Source organism: Paenibacillus graminis (assembly GCF_000758705.1).
In the GTDB taxonomy this organism is placed as follows: domain Bacteria; phylum Bacillota; class Bacilli; order Paenibacillales; family Paenibacillaceae; genus Paenibacillus_AQ; species Paenibacillus_AQ graminis.
The window spans coordinates 3,531,483-3,550,076 of record NZ_CP009287.1; the positions used below are offsets into that span (position 1 = coordinate 3,531,483).

The 18,594-nt window shown below is 49.4% G+C and carries 17 protein-coding genes and 1 pseudogene; 17 read left to right on the top strand and 1 reads right to left on the bottom strand.

Annotated features, from left to right (window positions below):
* Positions 1 to 18: 18 nt before the first annotated feature.
* The 17 genes and pseudogenes from sufB (at position 19) to PGRAT_RS14770 (ending at position 17,597) form a co-directional block, all read left to right on the top strand.
* Complete coding sequence (gene sufB, locus PGRAT_RS14705) at positions 19 to 1,416, top strand: Fe-S cluster assembly protein SufB (protein ID WP_025704384.1); 1,398 nt, start codon at positions 19 to 21, stop codon at positions 1,414 to 1,416.
* Positions 1,417 to 1,671: 255 nt separating this feature from the next.
* Positions 1,672 to 1,884, top strand: coding sequence for a hypothetical protein (locus tag PGRAT_RS14710; protein ID WP_025704383.1), 213 nt, complete (start codon positions 1,672 to 1,674; stop codon positions 1,882 to 1,884).
* A gap of 48 nt (positions 1,885 to 1,932) precedes the next feature.
* Positions 1,933 to 2,172 carry a NifU family protein gene (locus PGRAT_RS14715; RefSeq protein WP_025704382.1) on the top strand — a complete coding sequence of 80 codons (240 nt, stop codon included), beginning with the start codon at positions 1,933 to 1,935 and terminating at the stop codon, positions 2,170 to 2,172.
* A 267-nt stretch (positions 2,173 to 2,439) separates the two neighbouring features.
* Positions 2,440 to 3,510 (top strand): hypothetical protein, encoded by a 1,071-nt coding sequence (locus PGRAT_RS14720; RefSeq protein ID WP_025704381.1) that lies wholly within the window; start codon positions 2,440 to 2,442, stop codon positions 3,508 to 3,510.
* Between the two features lie 3 nt (positions 3,511 to 3,513).
* Entirely contained in the window at positions 3,514 to 5,022 is a 1,509-nt protein-coding gene (locus PGRAT_RS14725) for a hypothetical protein (protein WP_155990329.1), read from the top strand.
* Between the two features lie 11 nt (positions 5,023 to 5,033).
* Positions 5,034 to 5,792: a DUF6063 family protein gene (locus PGRAT_RS14730; RefSeq protein ID WP_025704379.1), complete on the top strand. Its 759-nt coding sequence runs from the start codon at positions 5,034 to 5,036 to the stop codon at positions 5,790 to 5,792.
* Complete coding sequence (locus PGRAT_RS14735) at positions 5,779 to 10,275, top strand: coiled-coil domain-containing protein (RefSeq protein ID WP_025704378.1); 4,497 nt, start codon at positions 5,779 to 5,781, stop codon at positions 10,273 to 10,275. The genes PGRAT_RS14730 and PGRAT_RS14735 overlap by 14 nt, the downstream gene beginning before the upstream one ends.
* Positions 10,276 to 10,374: 99 nt before the next feature.
* Positions 10,375 to 10,497: a hypothetical protein gene (locus PGRAT_RS34650; protein ID WP_272945704.1), complete on the top strand. Its 123-nt coding sequence runs from the start codon at positions 10,375 to 10,377 to the stop codon at positions 10,495 to 10,497.
* Between the two features lie 419 nt (positions 10,498 to 10,916).
* On the top strand, positions 10,917 to 11,207 hold the full coding sequence (locus PGRAT_RS14740; protein ID WP_025704377.1) for a hypothetical protein: 291 nt from the start codon (positions 10,917 to 10,919) through the stop codon (positions 11,205 to 11,207).
* A 78-nt stretch (positions 11,208 to 11,285) separates the two neighbouring features.
* The gene (locus PGRAT_RS33245) at positions 11,286 to 11,453 is read left to right on the top strand and encodes a hypothetical protein (RefSeq protein ID WP_155990328.1); all 168 of its coding nucleotides are present in this window, start codon (positions 11,286 to 11,288) and stop codon (positions 11,451 to 11,453) included.
* Positions 11,454 to 11,584: 131 nt separating this feature from the next.
* On the top strand, positions 11,585 to 11,635 hold the full coding sequence (locus PGRAT_RS34905; RefSeq protein WP_411830742.1) for a hypothetical protein: 51 nt from the start codon (positions 11,585 to 11,587) through the stop codon (positions 11,633 to 11,635).
* 318 nt (positions 11,636 to 11,953) lie between these two features.
* A complete protein-coding gene (locus PGRAT_RS14745) occupies positions 11,954 to 13,072 on the top strand; it encodes a phosphodiester glycosidase family protein (protein ID WP_025704376.1) in 1,119 nt (372 codons plus the stop codon).
* A 159-nt stretch (positions 13,073 to 13,231) separates the two neighbouring features.
* Positions 13,232 to 14,164 carry a LysR family transcriptional regulator gene (locus PGRAT_RS14750; protein WP_025704375.1) on the top strand — a complete coding sequence of 311 codons (933 nt, stop codon included), beginning with the start codon at positions 13,232 to 13,234 and terminating at the stop codon, positions 14,162 to 14,164.
* A 15-nt stretch (positions 14,165 to 14,179) separates the two neighbouring features.
* On the top strand, positions 14,180 to 15,295 hold the full coding sequence (locus PGRAT_RS14755; RefSeq protein ID WP_025704374.1) for a 5-methyltetrahydropteroyltriglutamate--homocysteine S-methyltransferase: 1,116 nt from the start codon (positions 14,180 to 14,182) through the stop codon (positions 15,293 to 15,295).
* 401 nt (positions 15,296 to 15,696) lie between these two features.
* Positions 15,697 to 16,535: pseudogene (locus PGRAT_RS31215) on the top strand (serine hydrolase domain-containing protein).
* A gap of 170 nt (positions 16,536 to 16,705) precedes the next feature.
* Positions 16,706 to 17,062: a PadR family transcriptional regulator gene (locus PGRAT_RS14765; RefSeq protein WP_025704372.1), complete on the top strand. Its 357-nt coding sequence runs from the start codon at positions 16,706 to 16,708 to the stop codon at positions 17,060 to 17,062.
* Positions 17,043 to 17,597, top strand: coding sequence for a DUF1700 domain-containing protein (locus PGRAT_RS14770; RefSeq protein ID WP_025704371.1), 555 nt, complete (start codon positions 17,043 to 17,045; stop codon positions 17,595 to 17,597). Before PGRAT_RS14765 ends, PGRAT_RS14770 begins: the two co-directional genes overlap by 20 nt.
* A gap of 248 nt (positions 17,598 to 17,845) precedes the next feature.
* On the opposite strand, the gene PGRAT_RS14775 is transcribed toward PGRAT_RS14770, so the two are convergent.
* On the bottom strand, positions 17,846 to 18,274 hold the full coding sequence (locus tag PGRAT_RS14775; protein WP_025704370.1) for a PH domain-containing protein: 429 nt from the start codon (positions 18,272 to 18,274) through the stop codon (positions 17,846 to 17,848).
* Between the last annotated feature and the right edge of the window lie 320 nt (positions 18,275 to 18,594).

Consider the following 18,594-nt stretch of genomic DNA (forward strand, 5'->3'; position numbering starts at 1 on the left):
GACAAAGGAGTGACATCAATGGCTAAAAACGCACCTGATATGGGCGACTATAAATATGGGTTTCGTGACGGGCATCAGTCTGTTTTCCAATCAGGAAAAGGGCTGACCCCGGAGATCGTGCGGGAGATTTCCCGAATCAAGGAAGAGCCGGACTGGATGCTTGAGTTTCGTCTGAAAGCGTTGGAGCAATTCTATAAAATGCCGATGCCCCGGTGGGGAGCAGATTTGGATAGGCTTAATCTTGATGAGATTCAATATTATGTGCGTCCTTCAGAAAAGCAGGGAAAGACCTGGGAGGAAGTGCCGTCTGAAATCAAAGCAACCTTTGACAGGCTGGGCATTCCCGAAGCGGAGCAAAAGTTCCTGGCGGGTGTGTCCGCTCAATATGAGTCGGAAGTGGTATATCACAGCATGCGGCAGGATCTGGAGGAGCAGGGTGTTGTTTTTCTGGATACGGATACCGCTTTAAAGCAATATCCTGAATTGTTTAAGGAATACTTTGGTACTATTATTCCCCCAGCTGACAATAAATTTGCAGCACTTAATAGCGCGGTATGGTCCGGTGGAAGCTTTGTATATGTTCCCAAAGGGGTACAATGCGAGGTGCCTATCCAAGGGTATTTCCGGATTAACTCTGAAAACATGGGGCAATTTGAGCGGACACTAATTATTGCCGATGAAGGAAGCTTTATCCACTATGTTGAAGGCTGTACAGCACCTATTTACAGCACCAGTTCTCTGCACAGCGGGGTCATTGAGATCATTTGCCGGAAGGATTCCCGTGTGCGTTACACTACCATTCAGAACTGGGCACCCAATATCTACAATTTGGTGACCCAGCGGGCTGTGGCAGAGGAAAATGCCACGATGGAATGGGTAGACGGTAATATCGGCTCCAAGGTTACGATGAAGTATCCGGCGGTACTATTGAAAGGGCGAGGGGCCAAGGGGTCAATATTGTCGATTGCCGTAGCCGGCAAGGAGCAGCATCAGGATGCCGGTGCGAAGGTAATTCACCTGGCTCCCGATACCACTTCCACGATTATATCCAAATCAATCAGCAAGCAGGGGGGCAAAGTCAGCTACCGGGGCTTGTCCAGCTTCAGCCGCAATTCCGCGGGTTCCAAGTCCAATATCAAATGCGATACGCTAATTCTTGACAACCTGTCGACATCGGATACGATTCCTTACAATGAAATTAAAAACGATCAGATTACGCTGGAGCATGAGGCTACCGTATCTAAAGTATCCGAGGAACAGTTATTTTACCTAATGAGCCGCGGCCTTACAGAGGAAGAAGCCACGCAAATGATTGTCATGGGCTTCATCGAGCCCTTCACAAAAGAGCTGCCGATGGAGTATGCGGTTGAGATGAACCGGCTGATTCAATTTGAGATGGAAGGAAGCATCGGTTGATATGCTATATGGATTGAACTTGGCGGAGGTGAATTTTGGAACTGTAGAAGCGAACGCGTCCGCCTTTGTCTGCGGATTTCCACTGCGAACAGCGGCATACCATCAAAAAATCTGCAGATGGGCAGCGGCCGGAAGTCCAAACATTCTCTGGAGTCACGACCCATCCCGAAATAGAAAAAATCACAAGTTCAATTTATATAGTTTATAAATCAAGCATTTAACTTTTGCTCTTTAAAGAAGTACGAGGTGCTATTAATGAAGAAAAAAAATTCGGATATTGCAGAACTAACTCAAATTACCCGTGAGAAAAGGAAAGTTCAGTTCTACCTCAATATGCTGTTAGGATTGGGCGCGAGTTGTGGCGTGATGATACCTACAGAACCCATTTATACGCTTTTAATGGAGCTTTCGGATCAAGAAGCTTCACTGATGCAAAAAGCAAAGGATCACTCAGACTATCCAGAATGAAGCAGGCTTGAATTGACAGTTGATATAACTATGAGAGGAGCTGGCATAATGGAGGAAAATAGTATTTTATTTGATGAAGTATCGGAAGTGCTTCTCAAACTGCGTCCTTTCTTACTGCGTGATGGCGGAGATGCAGAATTGGTTGAGGTTGAGCACGGCGTAGCTAAATTAAGATTTTTGGGAGCTTGCCACGGTTGCCCAAGTGCAACGATTACGTTAAAAGCCGCTATTGAGCGCGCAATTCTTGAGGAAATCGATGATATTAAAGAAGTTGTACAAGTATTTTAAATTCCTAAACCCGCAAAAACCTTGTTTTTACAAGACTTTTTGCGGGTTCTTTTCAAATCAAACCTTAATGCGGTTATCAGGCTGATAAATTTTCTCTTCATTAATATGAAATGCAAATAGCCATATCTTTAAATCATTGATATAATAGAAAACGTTAGAATAGAAACATATATTCCCCGATAGCAGAAATTGAGCATGATCTTCCCAGCCCATACTCCACCCTTCATGGGGCAGATATGGGTTTATGTTATTTTATGAGGTGATTAATTGAAAGAGTTAATCATGCAGGTCATTGAGTGCAAATACGGTGCAGTGCGCCGAACGAGAACCAAACTGAAGCTGGAGAAGCTTGAGCAAGAAATTATAGGTACCTACGAGTACCGTTCGGATTATGTGGATGCAGGCGGTTTCTCCAAGTTTCAGGAGGGGATGAAGGTGCTTTTAGCTGAAGGGTATCTAACCCCGCTTATCCGGCCAAAGAAATACAAGTCTTCTGCTCTGGATGAAGTCTATTGGCTGGCTGAAACTGCGTCCACTACGGAAGGCTGGAACAGGGCTTCCATGCTGCGGGTATTGGCTGCGCATCCGCTGAAGATTAACTACTATATGAACCATCCCGCAGAGCAGACTGCACAAATATGGGAATACATAGAGCGGATATATACTTTTCTGCAGTCCGCAGGAGAACGGGAAATCATCACCCGGGAAGAACGCTCACTAGAGCTGTTCGGCGATGAGAAGTTTCTGTCCGGGAAAGAAGGCATGCAGCTCTTAACGAGATTGGGCATTACATTGGAGAACCTTAAGGCAGTGACCGTGCGGGAGCACTTTGAGTATTATCCGGAGCCCTTGCAGTCTGTACGTTCTATCCTGATTTCGGAGAATCATTCTTTTTATGACTCTGCCAAAAGACTGATCAAAGCAGGCAAATCCGTTTGCGGCTTGCAGCCGGATATGCTGATTTACGGTGAAGGCTGGAAGATCGCCAGCAGCTTAATGTTTCTTGAAGAACTGGATGTGGACCCCGTTGGAGCTTCCATCTTCTATGTTGGCGATTTGGACAAGGCGGGCTGGGATATTTACGGAAATCTGAAGCTCAGCTATCCGCACTTCAAGCTGAACCTGGCGCTCACAGTTTATGAATACATGGTCGATGTTGCAAAACAAACATACCCTTATGCAAACGAACAGAAATGTACCGCGTCCCACTTAGAGCTTGTGCTGCAGGAGTTGTCTGCGGTCCCCCGTCTGAAGCTGTGTATCGAGAAATTGCTTGAAGTGAACAACAGGATTCCCCAGGAAGTCCTAAACTACGAAGTGATGGCGAGGTTGGCGTAAAGCATGAATTGGAGTGACTTTGGAGAACGGAATCAACGGCTTAACCCTTTATGGACTCTGGGGGCAGGCATGAATCTCGGCGAGCTGCAGCCTTATAAGGAGATGATAGCGCTCAGTGTGCTGCTTCAGGTCTATTATCTGGAGCTGGAGTCCAACGAGCAGAGGGCCAGGGAAGATATTGTGGAGCTGGCCTGGAGTTCACTGGAACGGTTCAATATTACGAAGCTTGGCACTGCCGAATCTGTGGAGCGGCTGGTGGACGGTCTGCTGTGGAGCGGAAGCGGAGGGGATTTTGAAGCCTACTATTATGATGATCTGTCCCGGCAGATGGCCGTGCAGAAATATAAATATTTTACGGTGGACGAGGATGCTACACGCACCAGCTGGGAGGAGAGCGGGAGAACCGTCTACCGGCTGTCGGAATATGCCATGGAGCTGATCTTCATGAGCCATGAGATTATTGAAGAATTTCAGATCAGCATCAAGCTGCTGGAAATTCAGATGCACATCAAGCATGGACGGGTCACACGGGCGATGCAGGATGTGGGCGAGCTGATCTCACGGGTGCGGAAGATGACACAGCAGCAGCAGGAATACCGCAATGCGCTGCGCCGCAATCCCAAGCATATGTTCAGTGAATACGGTGTGCTGCGGCATCGGCGCCTGGAGGAAATTCACCTGCAATTTGACGAAGAGCGCAGGCATTTCGATAACATCCATCGTTCGCTGGCCCGGCTCGCCAATGATGAGAAGGATGTGATCGACTTCAATGAGCTGCGCCAGCTCTCGGAGAGGGTGGAGCTGTCCAGACGGGTGCATGATGAGCTGGCTGAGGTGGTGCTGAGCATCTTTGAGGCGGAGACGAATCTGCGGCTGAATTTCCCTGAGCTATTCTGGGGAGCCGGGGGCTTTAATTTCCGCACCCATATCTGGGAGGAATGGGTGAAGTCCGAAGGGCTGCCGGATGCGGACAGTCTGGAACTGCTGATCGGCGGGCTGTTCACGCCCAGCCAGGATTTTATCTATCCGCTGGCTTGGGCTTGGGAGGAGCAGGAGGCCGGCTTTTTGCCCGAAGATGTTTTAGACGAGCCGGACGAAGCCGGTGAAGAAGAGAGTATCCCATATACACCCAAGTCTATTCCCTGGGCAAAAGTTTCCGAGCTGTGGCTGCCTGTTTTTAAAGGACTGGCGGAAGAAGGAAGCTTTACCTTTGGCGCAGAAGCATTTACAGAAGAGGAACAGCGCAAATGGTCGGGTACTCCGGATGCGGTTGATCTGTGGGCGCAGTTTTTTCACACGGAAATTACTGTGCAGGCGCAGGACGCCGACAGCCAGAGCGGGGCGGCAGATGAATGCCAGACATTAATCCGGCATCTGCTGGCGGCAAATCCGGAGCTTACGGTTCTGTGCGGCAAGGTCCTGCGCACAACGATTCAAGGCAGCCATCGCCGAAACGTCTCCTGGCCCGGTCTGGAAATGAGTCCTTATACCATAACTATCGTAGAGAGGTGAGATGATTCAGCATGAACTATTCGCTAGAACAATTACAGCAGGCTTCGCGGCTGTTTTTTGACCTGCTGCGCCGGAAGGTGATTTCGCTGGATGATCCCGCAGCCGCAGAATGCCTTCAGGACAACGGAGCTTATGACGCCCTGCAGTACATGGCCAAAGAAGGAGGCTGCCGGATAATGAATTCGGGGCACCGCCTGCACCTGCTGGTCAATCCGCTGGGCTCGGGTTTTGCCAGCAACTTCACGCAACTCAGGAACAAATATTCACGGATTGAACGAAAAACCCATTTACATATCATCAACATCATTATTCTGGTGTTCCTGGCTGAGATGGACCAGGATGAGCACCATTTCAAGCCGGGTCAGGACAGCATGTCCTATATTCAAATCTCCGATCAGGTATCCTCGCTGTTTCAGGCATGGATCGAAATGGACAGCGAGGGCGGATTCAGCAGGCAGTGGCGCCTGGACATCCAGGCGATGCACAAGGTCTGGACCAGCCTCTACATGCAGACCAAAAGCCAGGAGGAAGCCGATTCTCTAAGCAGAGGAGCGAGCTCCCGGATCGGGTTGATTCATGAGGGCATGAAGCTGCTGGAGGAGGAGCATCTGGTCTTCATCTCGGAGAACGAGAAGCGGATTTTCCCCCGTGAAGAATTATATGAAAGAATGCGTTATCTGTACCATGATGTTGACCGTTATAAGGAACTGAAGGCACTGATCGGGCGCACTTTGACGGAGAAGGAGGGGGAAGCCCATGCCGCGCATTGAGCGGATTCGGATTGCCGGACTTAAATATGAGAAGATGCTCAAAAAATATGATGATATGGTTCTGGACCTCAGCAATGAGGAAGGGCCGGCCAACACGCTGATTACCCTGATGAACGGCGGCGGCAAGGGTGTACTGCTGCAATCGATTTTCCAGCTGCTGATTCCGAAAGCGGCCTGGGGCAAGGACAATGAGAATCAGGTTGAGGCTTTTTTCCATAATCACAAAAAACAGCTCAAGCCCTATACCTTTCACGTGGCCATTGAATGGCGGCTCGATAATAACGACCGCAATGAGTACATGACCACCGGTATCGCGATGACGGCCCACAGCTCTGTAGACCAGCTTGAGATCAAGGTCGATTATCTGCTCTATGCACTGCTGGACTATGAGGAACATGCTGAGCTTACACTTTCCACATTGCCGCTCTATGACATCGATGCCGGTGGTCCCGTGAGTTTCGAGAGCATTCAACAGTTCGTACGGGACCACCGGGGAGAAATGGCCTCCTTCGGAAGCCACAGCTCGGATCTCAAAAAATACTATAATTTCCTCGCGGAACGGGATATCCATATCGGCGAGTGGCGCAACATGCGGCGGATTAACGGTGAAGAGGGTGGAATTAAGGGCTATTTTCAGAAAAATGATGCCTTTACGAACCAGAATCTGTTCGAGAAGCTTATTATTCCCGAGATCGGCACCAGCCTGAACGAAGGCCTGCCTGAGCAGGAAGGCTCGCTCCAGAAAATGTTTATGGACGCGGCGACCGTTGCGCAGAGACTGCCGATGCTGGAGCAGCGCGAGAAGGCTTTTGCCGAGTTTACCGTGCTGGCTGCGCCGCTGCATGAGCTGGTGAAGCAGGGGACGGAAGCGGACCTTCGTTATCGCGAAACGGAGCTGCTGGGGCGGCAAATGTACACCGTGATCCATGACGAGCTGAAGACAGCCGAAGAGGGGCGCCGCAAAAAAGCAGACGAGCTGGTTCAGCTCCATCAGGAGGCCCGGCAGCTGCGTTTTGAAGCGGATAACCTGAATTACCTGCGCAGCAAAGAGGAGGCCGACCGGAAGCAGGAGGATTTCAACAAGATAAGCGATAATCAGAGCCGTGCCCGCCAGCGTCTGGAAGATTCGAAAGCGAAGGAAAAAGAGCTGGAGGTGGCCCATTATCTGGCCCGGCGGAAGCTTCAGCTCCGCCAGATGGAGCAGTGGCAGAAGGAGATTGAAGCCATCGAAGGGTCGCTTGAAATGAAGGAGCGCCAAGAGGTGGTGCAAGCTGCGAAGGAAGAGCTGCGCCAGCAGTGGGAGCAAGTGTCCAGGCTGTGGGAGGGGCAGATTTCGGCGTTCAGCCGCCGCCAGCAATCCTTGAGCGCAGAAGAAGCTGCCCGCCGCAAGGAACGCGAAAGCTGTCTGCTGGAGCTGGGCGGCCTGGACAGCCGGATTCACGAGCTGACCGCCTCCATCCGCCAATACACGGAAGCGCTCGGGGCATTTGCCTCCCGCCATGGGCAGGAAGCTGCCCATTCACCGGCTGCATCGCTTCAGCGGGCCATCGCTGCTGCCAGAGGTTTCGCCGAGAATATCGTTACGCTGAATGAACGGCGCAAGGCTGCAGACGAGGAGCACTTCAAGCTGCATACGAAGCATACTCAGGCCAGCGGGAAACTCCTTGCCCATGAGCAGCAGGAGCGGGAGCTGCAGGAACAGTTGGATAACCAGCTGAACCGGGAATCACAGCTCTGGTCACAGCTGGTCGTGCTGCTGGAACTGTATAATGAGCATAACGAGCTGGGCGCTACGGGCTTGTTCGAAGCAAAAGCTGCTGTGCAGGAGCGCTTCATCCGCAGGCTGGACGAAGCTGAGCTGCAGACCAAACGGCTCAGAAGAGATTATTATCATCAATTGCTGGATGTTGAGCTCCAGCATGAAACCTATTGGCTGCCGAACAGCGACCTGTTGAAAGTGCAGGACCGGCTCGATGCGCTGAAGATCAGCTCGATGCTGGGCAGCGCCTTTCTGAACGATCAGCCTTATCTGATCCGTGAGGAAGAGCTGGACCGGCATCCGCTGCTGCCTTACGGCCTTATTGTCACGGAGAAAGAGGCTGCCAAGCTGCAGCCTGGAATGCTGAAGGATCTGCTGCTCAAATCAGCAGTCCCGGTCTTCATCCGCGAGCAGATGGCGCAGCCGGCGGAGCAGCCTTTTCTGCTGCTGGGCGGACAAGGCCCGCAGATGGTGCTGCAGCCGGACCTTTTTCTGGAGTGGAAGCAGGGGATCTCTGCAAGACTCAAGGAGCAGGAAGCGGAGCTGCAGGATGCGGAGGGATATCTGGCCAAGCTGAAATCCGCAAGGCAGGAGTATGAGCGCTTGTTCCAGAATGAGCATTCGGTTAGCCTCAAGGGCAAGCTGAAAGCTCTGAATAGCTTGCAGAACGAGCTGCGCACAAGCTTGGGTGAACTTAACACAGAAATAAATGAAAACGCAGCTGCAATAGGTGTGATAGTGCGGGAAATCTCCGAATGTGAAGCCGGCAAAGCGGAGCAGGACGAGAAAGCGGCAGCACTGCGTGAGTGGAATGAAAGGACCCAAAAACAAGAACAGGACTATAAAGACAAGCAGAAGGCGGTTGACCGCAAAAGCGAGCTGAATAAAGAAATTACAGGCAAGGAACAGCAGCTCGCACAGTTGAAGGCTGAATTGGACAGCACCTCCCTGGAACGGGAAAAATGGGTTGGAGATACCCGGTATTCCTTGTTCCCAAGGCTGCAAGTCTGGTTTCCTGAGCTTGTCTTCCCGGCCGGACTACAGGCTTCCTCAACCGGACATGCAGAGGATCAGCCGGAGTTCCCCCTTGATGCTTCCATTCAGGACAAGCTCCTTCAGACCCTAAGTACTCTGGAGAGCCTTCAGCATTCCCTGAGCCGCAATGAGCTGGAAATCCGCACAAGGGCCGCACAGATCAAAGCAACGGCTGAACAGCTGGCCGAGCTTGAAGCAGCCGTGCAGCAGATCGAGGCGAATTGGCGCAATGTGCGTGAGCCGGGCGATACGCCTGACTCGATCATGGCAGCCAGAACGCGGCAGAAGAGCGACACAGGAATGCTGGACGAGGACTATCAGCTTGTCCGGGATTCCTTCGTCCGCTGTCAGACGGAGCTGGACAATCTGCAGAAGCAGCTGGCCAAAGCAGAGAAGTCAATCAAGGAAAAGCATGAACGGGCTGTGGAGCTCTGGAATGAACCGCTGGACCCGAAGGAGGAAGAAATCCGGGAACGGTCCCGCGAGAATGAGTATGCGCTGAACGGCTGCAAGCAGACCCTGGCTTCACTGGACCAGTGGCTTCAGACACTCGCCAGCCAGAGCAAAGTCATGGAAACCCATGTGGAAGGGCGTCTGCAGCTGCGTGACATTCCTGAAGAGGTGCAGCTGCGCACAAGAGAGGCCTGCGAGCAAGCGGTGGCAGAGTGGCTGCTGCGCAGCAAGGAAAGCCGCAGTGAACGGAGCGAAATTTCACGCAAAGTCAAGGAAGAGAAAACCTCACTCAGCGGCAGGATTGCCAAGAGCGGCTGGAATACCGAGCTGGAAACCAAGATCCAGGAACGGCTGAACACCGTGCATTGGGAGGACTTCTCCATTGCGCTGCAGGTGCTGGACTCGATGCTCCAGAGCTCACAGGATCAGATTGAGAGCATCCGCAGCGATAAGGAAGGTATGGAGCTGTCCCGTAAAATGTGGGTTGGACGGGCGGCTAAGCGGGTAGTGCAGATCGTTGACATTTTGAAGCGCATGGAGCGCCGGATGATGATCCACAACGAGAATGGCCATGCGTTCCCGCTGGTGCGTTTGAATTACAAAAACATCAATGTGCCCAAGACCACCGAAGATATCGAACCGCTGGTGAGCGATTACTTCAACCGCTGCATTAGCAGCCTCCTGGAGAAATTCCCCAAGATTGAACAGGCGCCGGCAGCGGCGGTAAGGGATCTGATCAGCGACGGCAAGATTGTCTACGCTGCCCTGCAGAACCGCTTCCCGGTCTTGCAGGTCTATAAGCCGGTGACGGAGAATTATTTCCTCTATGCCGCTCCGGAAGAGTATCACTACTCGGATTGGGAAGTCATCAACCGCGGAGCTTTGGATGAAGCGGTCGGCAGCGGCGGACAGCGCCAGTCGGTCCAGCTGCTGGTGGCGATGATGATCATGACCCATAAGCGGGTCAACCGCGAGAATAAAGGCTGGACGGTCTTTTTATATGACAATCCGTTCGGTGAAATGGTCTCCAATAACGTGCTTGATCCGGTATTTGAAATCTCCAAGGCACTGCGGTTCCAGTGGCTGATCGTTACACCGCCGGAGCTGGTGAAAAATGATGTCAGCGTCCGCTTCGGCGTCTACTGGCAGCTTTATTTTGGCGGTGAAAAGGGCGACATGCTGGAATCCACGCTCATTAAAGGCGGACGCAAGCTGATTCCGGCCTCCTTGTTCTGATTCTCAAATCATAATGATTGCAACTGATATAGAAGTTAGGTTTCTATGTCAAGCCTGGGGTACGTATGAAAAAAAACTTTTAAATCGGCACTTATCGCCATGCTGCTCAGTGTACTGCTGCTGCCGTCGCTCAGCTTGGCCAAACCCGCCGTTCCCAAACATACCGCTTCGTTTTATGTGAATGATTTTGCCAATGTCATTGACACGAAAACCGAGAATTAGTTGGAAAAAGGGAACTTATTTCCCCTCCAAATCAACAAATGGGAGATATAAGTGGAAAAAGGAAACTTAAATGGGTGATTTTACTCACTCAGGAGCGAAACGAGCTGAATTAGTGATCCTTTTTCCAACTTAGGCTACGGAGACCGGTGTCTGGGGCAAATTAATGATCCTTTTTCCACTTGGAATTGCCCATGGATTCATGCAGCGCCCTCCAGGCAATGCTAAACTGAAATTCAAAACGGCTGACTTATCCAATCAAGGACGCGCAGCCGTTTTGTTCTTTGTTTTGAAAACCATTTGCTGGGTGTGGACATCTCCAAGCTCATGGGGGGCAGGAGCAGCAGAAGGCGGCGCTGCGCCACAGGCACAGGAGGAAGGTCTGGCTGCGGACAAGAAGCTTAATAACAGACGACACCGAAATGGAGTCGGTGGAAGAAGGGGGGCTGGACCTGCGCTGGTGCAGAAAAGCGAATCTCAAGGATGGAGAAACGAAGCAGCTTCCAGGCAGCAGCAAGCCGGCTACGCTGGGCAGCATCATGGCGGATTTTGATACCGGAAAAGCGGATCAAAGCCTTGGCGGTAAAATCGCCGACGGCGCGAAGCTTCGTGCCAGCAATGCTAAAATGTGGTTTAACAGGCGGGGCAATCACTGCCGTCCTTTCGATGATTATGAATCTCATCACACTGTACCTGCAAGCAGATGCGATTAAAACCCTCGCCCAGACCTTAGTCCAAGCCTCTGATTATATTGGCACCTACCTGAGCCAGGGCAATATCGAGGTGCGGTAGTGAAGAAGACAGCGGGCGCAGGAGTCCAGGGCATCAAGTGCCTGCTGAAATCCGGAGCCAAGCTGGCCTCCAGGAGCGGCAGCATGAACATCCGGCGTGATCAAGAGTCAGCAAAAAAGGCTCATGAAGGGCTGAAGTCCTGCTTGACCGGTTCTTCAGAAGCTTAAATTCAAGAAGTTTAAGCTGAAGCGTAAAGGTTAGCAAATCCGTCTTTTTGGCGAGATTAATCCCTAGGTGCGTTGGCAGACGGTACATTCGAAAAAGTTAATGGGAACCGGAGCATGGTCTTGCTGTAAAAATTGAAGATGAAAAACTAGTAGAAGTTGGGTATCAGGATATAGTTCTCTGAGGGTTCATAAAAACGTAATAATTTAGAATTTGAATTTAAAACTTATTAGATTGTAATTGGAAGTATAAGAATTAATCAGAGACCACTTGGTGGTCTTTTATCATATAAGGGCAAAACCGGCAATAATTCCTGTACAAATCCAGATGATCCGCTTGTTCACACTGTGCTTCGCCATTACTTACCCCTGCATCATTTAATAAAGTCAATACCAACAGTTAAACAAACTGAAACCTTTAATCTCGCAATATCGTCTATGATGGGGTATATGAGCTTATGCCCATTTCCATTATCAGGCAGTAACAGGGAGGAAATCAAGCAGTGAATTCTTCATCATTACCACAACGCTCCACGGTCCGCAAGAAGAAACCCGTACGTAAACGCAAGAAAAAAAGCTTTTTCCGCACACTCTTCAGAGTCTTTTTATTCGGCCTATTTCTGCTCTTGGCCGCCGGAGGCTGGCTGTATTTTGCCCCATCTGCGCAGAACACCCGTTATCTGATAGCAGATACGTTAATAACCACACAACACCGCTATTTGGCGAAATATATCATTGGCGAAGATGAACTGAAAGAACGTGTTACGGAATACAATCAGCGGTTTGAGCATATGGGAGACGAGAAGGATACCCACGTGATAAAAGAACCTGCGGCTGAAGAACAAAATAAACCGCTGGTTGAGGTAGAAAAGGTGTCAGGCAGCGGCTACACCGGATATGTGATGACGGTTAATGATCCCACCAAAGTCCGCCTGGGTGTACCGAACAAGATCGGCTCAGGCGAAAAGGTGACCAGCATGGTTGCCCGCACAGGCGCAATTGCCGGCGTCAATGGCGGAGGGTTCGCCGATCCTAACTGGAAGGGCAACGGCTTCAAGCCGATTGGTCTGGTCATTTCGCAAGGCAAGCTGTTCTATAACGGTCTCGGCGGCAAAAAATCTACACAAATCGTCGGCTTGGACAAGCAGGGTAAAATGATCGCCGGTAACTATACGCTGGACGAGCTAAGCAAGATGGGTGTACAGGAGGCCGTGTCTTTTCAGCCCCGGATCATTGTCAATGGCAAAGGGCTGATCAAAAATGCCGCGGAAGGCTGGGGGATTGCTCCAAGAACCGCGATGGGTCAACGTGCCGATGGTGCGCTGCTGTTCGTGGTCATTGACGGCAGACAGCCCGGGTACAGCATTGGCGCAAACCTCTATGATGTGCAGCAGATTATGCTGAAGCACGGAGCCGTTATCGCTGCTAACCTCGACGGCGGTTCATCAACGGTCCTGGTGAAGGACAATGAGATTGTCAACAAACCATCCTCGCAATATGGCGAGCGCTATTTGCCCACCGCCTTCCTGGTGTTCGAGCATCCGGAACAGGCAAAGATCAGAAACATTTGGGAAGGGCTCGACCCATCGAAGATCGATGCAGGTAAAAAACGCAGCCAGTAGATACCCGCAGACTTTTCATATATATAGGCATGGATCGAACTATGAATCTATGCTACTATAAGCAGAAACTGAGGTGCCGTTCCTTCCGGGGAACGGTATCTGTTTTAAGCGGGAATAGAAGATTCAGCAACAACAGTTCTTGCTAAAGGGGGAACAGGGTTGACATTGCAGCAGCTCCGCTATGCCATAGAGATTGCGAACAGCGGCTCGATGAATGAAGCGGCCAAAAGGCTTTTTGTCTCCCAGCCAAGCCTCTCCAATGCCATTAAGGAGCTGGAGAATGAGCTGGGGATTACGATTTTTGAACGCAACAACCGGGGTATCAGCATTTCTGCCGAAGGGGTGGAATTTCTGGGTTATGCCCGGCAGATTATCGAACAGACTGAATTTATGGAGAACCGGTACACCGGGAAGAAGCGCAGCCCGATCTATTTTTCCGTGTCTACCCAGCATTATCCTTTTGTCGTGGATGCTTTTGTCATGCTCATGAAAGAGAACAGGGTGGCGGAATACAACTTCAGTCTGAGAGAGACACAGACCTATGAGATTATTGAGGATGTCCGAACGCTCCGCAGCGATCTGGGGATTCTCTACATCAATGAGGGCAATTATAAGGTGATGAACAAGCTGTTCAGCGACGGGAACCTGAAATTCACTCCGCTCTTCAACACCAATCCGCATGTGTATGTGCGGGCAGGCCATAGTCTTGCCGGCAAGGAACTGATTACACTGAAGGATATCCTCCCGTACCCGTACATTACCTTTGAACAAGGCGAGAATAACTCCCTGCATTTCTCTGAGGAGATGCTCAGCTTCACTCAAATTGAGAAAAATATCCAGGTCACAGACCGGGCCACGCTGACCCATCTGCTGCTGGGGAGTGACTCCTATACGGTAGGTACGGGAATTATGGATGCTGAGCTGAACGGCGACGGGCTGGTGACGATTCCTTTTGACAGTCCTGAGGTCTTCACTGTCGGTTGGATCGCCCATAAGGACCGCAAGCCCGGCGTGATGATGTCGGCCTATATCGATATTTTGAACGACCTGGTTACCAGAAATAATTTTGACCTTAAAACTTTTCTACTCTAACCGCAGGAGGAACGTATGATCAGTCCAGTTCACGGCTCCAAACGAAATACTCCGCCCTTTCGCTACGACATTGTCGGCAGCTTTCTCCGCACAGAAGCATTAAAAACCGCGCGCAGCCTGCATCTTCAGGGTGAAATTACAGACGGGCAGCTGCATGAAATCGAGAATACGGAGATTTACAAGCTGCTGCAACAGGAGAAGGCACTGGGTCTTAAGGCTGTCACAGACGGCGAGTTCCGGCGGTCCTGGTGGCATCTGGATTTTTTTCTCGGGATTACCGGTACGCAGAAGATCAGTCTGGATCAGGGCAGAAGCGCCAAAGAAGCAGTACAGCGGGCAGAAAGCTTTCGGATTGTCGGCAACATCGCTTTCGGCGATCATCCCATGGTTGGCCAGTTTATTGAGCTGCAACAGATGGCTGGAGATACACTCGCCAAAATGACCATTCCATCTCCGGCATTATTCCACTTCGTTGAGAATTACAACGGAAATGAAATTTACCCTGACCGCGAGACGTTGTTCCGCGATATTATCCAGGTCTACCAGGACGCCATCCGGGCCTTCTACGCGGCAGGCTGCCGTTATCTGCAGCTGGATGATACCACCTGGGGCACCCTGTGCAGCGGCAGACACCGGGCGCATCTGCGCAGCCGCGGCATCGATCCCGATCAGCTGGCACAGGATTATGTTCGATTAATCAACGAGAGTATCGCCGGACGGCCAGCGGATATGACCATTGCTCTGCATGTCTGCCGGGGCAATTTCCGCTCCACCTGGTTCGCCGCCGGGGGATATGAGCCTGTTGCGGAGGTCCTGTTCAGCCAAGCTGAAGTGGATGCCTTCTTCCTCGAATACGACAATGAACGTTCCGGTGATTTCGCTCCGCTGCGCTTCATCCGGGACCAGCAGGTGGTACTGGGCCTGGTGACTACGAAACACGGAGGTCTGGAGAGCAAGGAGCAGATCATCGCCCGAATAGAAGAAGCTGCCCAGATTGTACCGATCGACCAGCTGTGCCTCAGCGCCCAGTGCGGCTTCGCTTCCACTGAGGAAGGCAACATGCTGACAGAGGAGGAGCAGTGGGACAAGCTGCGGCTGATTATTGAGACGGCAAATGAAGTGTGGGTGTGAGGGGGGGCAGCCTCCTTCGGCAAGGGTGCAAATACAGGCAAAGCGACAGTTGTTGAACTGTAAGAATCTAATCTAGAAGTTCATACTCTTTGACACAAAGCCATCCGTAATCCGGGTGGCTTTTACTATCCCACGAGTTGAAAGAAGCTTCATTAGGCGCCTATTGCGTAACAGCCCGCTATTTCTGCTTGCGCTCGGCGGTGGTTGATATTGAATTTCTTTCAAAAGATCTCTCGATGAAAAAATATGATATACTATTGATAATTGAGGTACTGTGTTGTACGATGTACATGCAAGTGTGAAAGGCGGAACAGACTTGTTAGGACAGAATAGCGTTGGCAAAACAACAAATATGAAGATGATTACAAACTTACAGTCTTAAGAGAGAAGAGGAATGTCTTATGAAAATACGTAGTCAAATTACATTTGCGAGTCTGGCCCTTTTAATAATCGGGAGTTCCCTGCTATACTCATCGCCAACCTCATTTGTAAGAGCAAAGCCCACTCAAAATGTATCTAGTTCGTTACAAACAACCACTCAACGAGATCATAATCCCGTCAAGCAAGCAATGCATGATGCATTGCAACTTGGATTCCCGGGGATACTTGCTAAAACTTCTGAGGGTGGAGAAACGTGGGCTTATGCCACTGGGGTAGCGAATCTGAGCACCAAGAAACCCATGGAAACAGATTTTCGCTTTCGCATTGGAAGCGTGACGAAGACCTTCACCGCAACGGTTGTACTTCAATTAGCTGGTGAGAACCGCTTGAATTGTCGGATACATTCCTGCCTGGTAATTCAAACGTTATTCCAGGCACCAAACATGCTCGGGGGTATTCCCAACCAGACGAAGCAAGTGAGATAAAAGACGTTACATATTATAACCCAAGTGCATGTAGCTCGGCTGGTGATATGATTTCTACTGCTGACGACTTAAATAAATTCTTCTCTTCCTTGCTCGGTGGCAAATTACTAAAGGAACAGCCACTAAAACAAATGCTTACTACAGTTCCTGTAGGAAAAGGAGGAATCGATAGATATGGTCTTGGAATCTTTGAAACAAAGCTTCCAAATGGTGTATCGGTATGGGGACACACAGGTGGCATTCTAGGGTTTTCTACATTTGCTGGAGGTACACTTAGAGGCAAACATACGTTGGCCGTCAGTTTGAACAGTTTAGGTAGAGATAACAGCCCTAATCCTTTTAAAAATATTTTACTTGCTGAATTTAGCAAGTAGGCAAAACGGAAAAGCGGAAAAATTTTGGGGGGCTTTCTGGAATTATGACGCCAACTTTTTAAAACCTTGCCCGTATCACCCAAATAACCCGCGCGATACAAGGGGGGCATCAAGTACTATTGATAAGTATAGTACTGTGTTGTACGATATATGTGCAGGAGGTACATTACATGAGTGTGGAAGATTGGAAATCGCAAATTAAGCGGGGGACACTCGACTTTTGTATTCTATTGCTAATAAAGCAACGATCATATTATGGGTATGAAATCATAAGTAAGTTAGAGCAGTATCCTATTGTTGCTGCAAAAGAAAATACAATTTATCCTCTGCTTAGAAGATTATTGAAAGAAGAATATATTTCTTCATCTTGGCAAGAAAGCACAGAGGGCTTGCCACCGAGAAAATATTATACCCTTACAGAAAAAGGAAACGAATACTTAAACGCGATGTCGTTAGAGTGGGATAATTTATTAACAGCTATATCAGAAATCAAAGGAGAGTTAAATAATGGATATAAGTATGAATGAGTATCTTATAAAAATTGAAAAGTATTTGAAATCCATGTCCGATTCCGAGCGTATTGACATTGTAAAAGAAATCAAAAGTGTAATGCTTGAATTGCAAAATAATGGTGTATCTTCTGAGCAAATCATCGAACGGTTAGGAAACCCAAAAGAATTAGCGAAAGCATACTTAGGTGAAGCCATTTCAAAGAACAGTAAATTTAGTTGGCGTAAATTCGGCGCAATATTTGCATTTTGTAGCAGCTTTGCTGGCATCAGCGGTATATTACTTTTACCGTTCATCAGTACTCTGTCCATTGCTTTAATGATTGGTGGAGTTATTACGATGCTAGGCGGGATTGTTAAATTTATCGGGTATCTTATGGGATATGATATTGCCGGAATAACAATGGAAATGGGAGCATTTACACCAAGCCCATTGCAGTTCTTGCCCATTTCTATTGTGATTGGTGTGTTGATGTTTTGGCTCGGGAAAGTCTTATGGAATCTTACTATTAAATATATACACGTAATTAGTCAGAAAAAGAAAACAGTATAATAATATAAGACGGGGCGCGGCGGTCATTCAAAGACCAACCGCACCCCGTTTATACTATATGTCCTTCCAGACGAAGACGGACTGCCTGGTACCTTTCGTAGGAGTCGTTTGTCCGATGTTTGTTTTATTGCTGCATTCAACCGCTCGATTCCTTCGTTTCTCAGTTCACCGCCGCTTTCGGGAAAGTTATTACTATTCTTTACCCGATTTGGCGATTGGAATGACTTTGGCTGTTTCTTATATGCGTTCTAGGAATTTAGGCGCTTGTAATTGTCATTGGAAATACTGACCAATGCGGTATACAACGGCTGGACGTTGAATTTCTTGCCAAATTCAAATTTATAGAATGCGGTCTGCAGATTGTTGGATTTGTGATAGGGTGAGGTTATATAGTGAAGGGTAACTTCGCAATCATCAAAGCCGGTGCCTCCCGTCTCCATAGTGACCTCATAAATGGAGCTGAGGTGGATCGAAGCTACACGGGTCTTCTTCCCGGTAACACCCTGGTGGTCAATCAGAATCAATCTGTCATCCGTAATAATAAAAGCGTCGCGGATCAGCTTGAAGCCCATCCGGATTTCTTCCTGCGGCATCAGATAAGCGCCGTATTGATTCATTAATTCGGGAATGGTAACCTCCGAATAATTACCCATCAAACCGCCAAACAAGTTAGCCATTATTTTCCCTCCTGATTTTAAACCCCTAGTAAATGTACTGTTGTTTGTACTCTTTTGATATTCTCCACCAGTCGACAATATCCTGCATTTTCCTTTTGGCGATTTAGGGAACAGCTATAGAACGCATTGAATACCCTTATAAGATGGAGAAAGGAGCTTTTATATAAAAATACGTGATTAAGGAGGCGGTATAGTCCGCTTTGTTTGTATTTTGGACTAACCTGTACACTTCGTTTCTTTTAATCGGCAGAAGATGTACTGCGCTAACGGAGAACCATAGCTCAGCAAATCAGCGGTAGTCTAGGACTTTAATGCGCTGA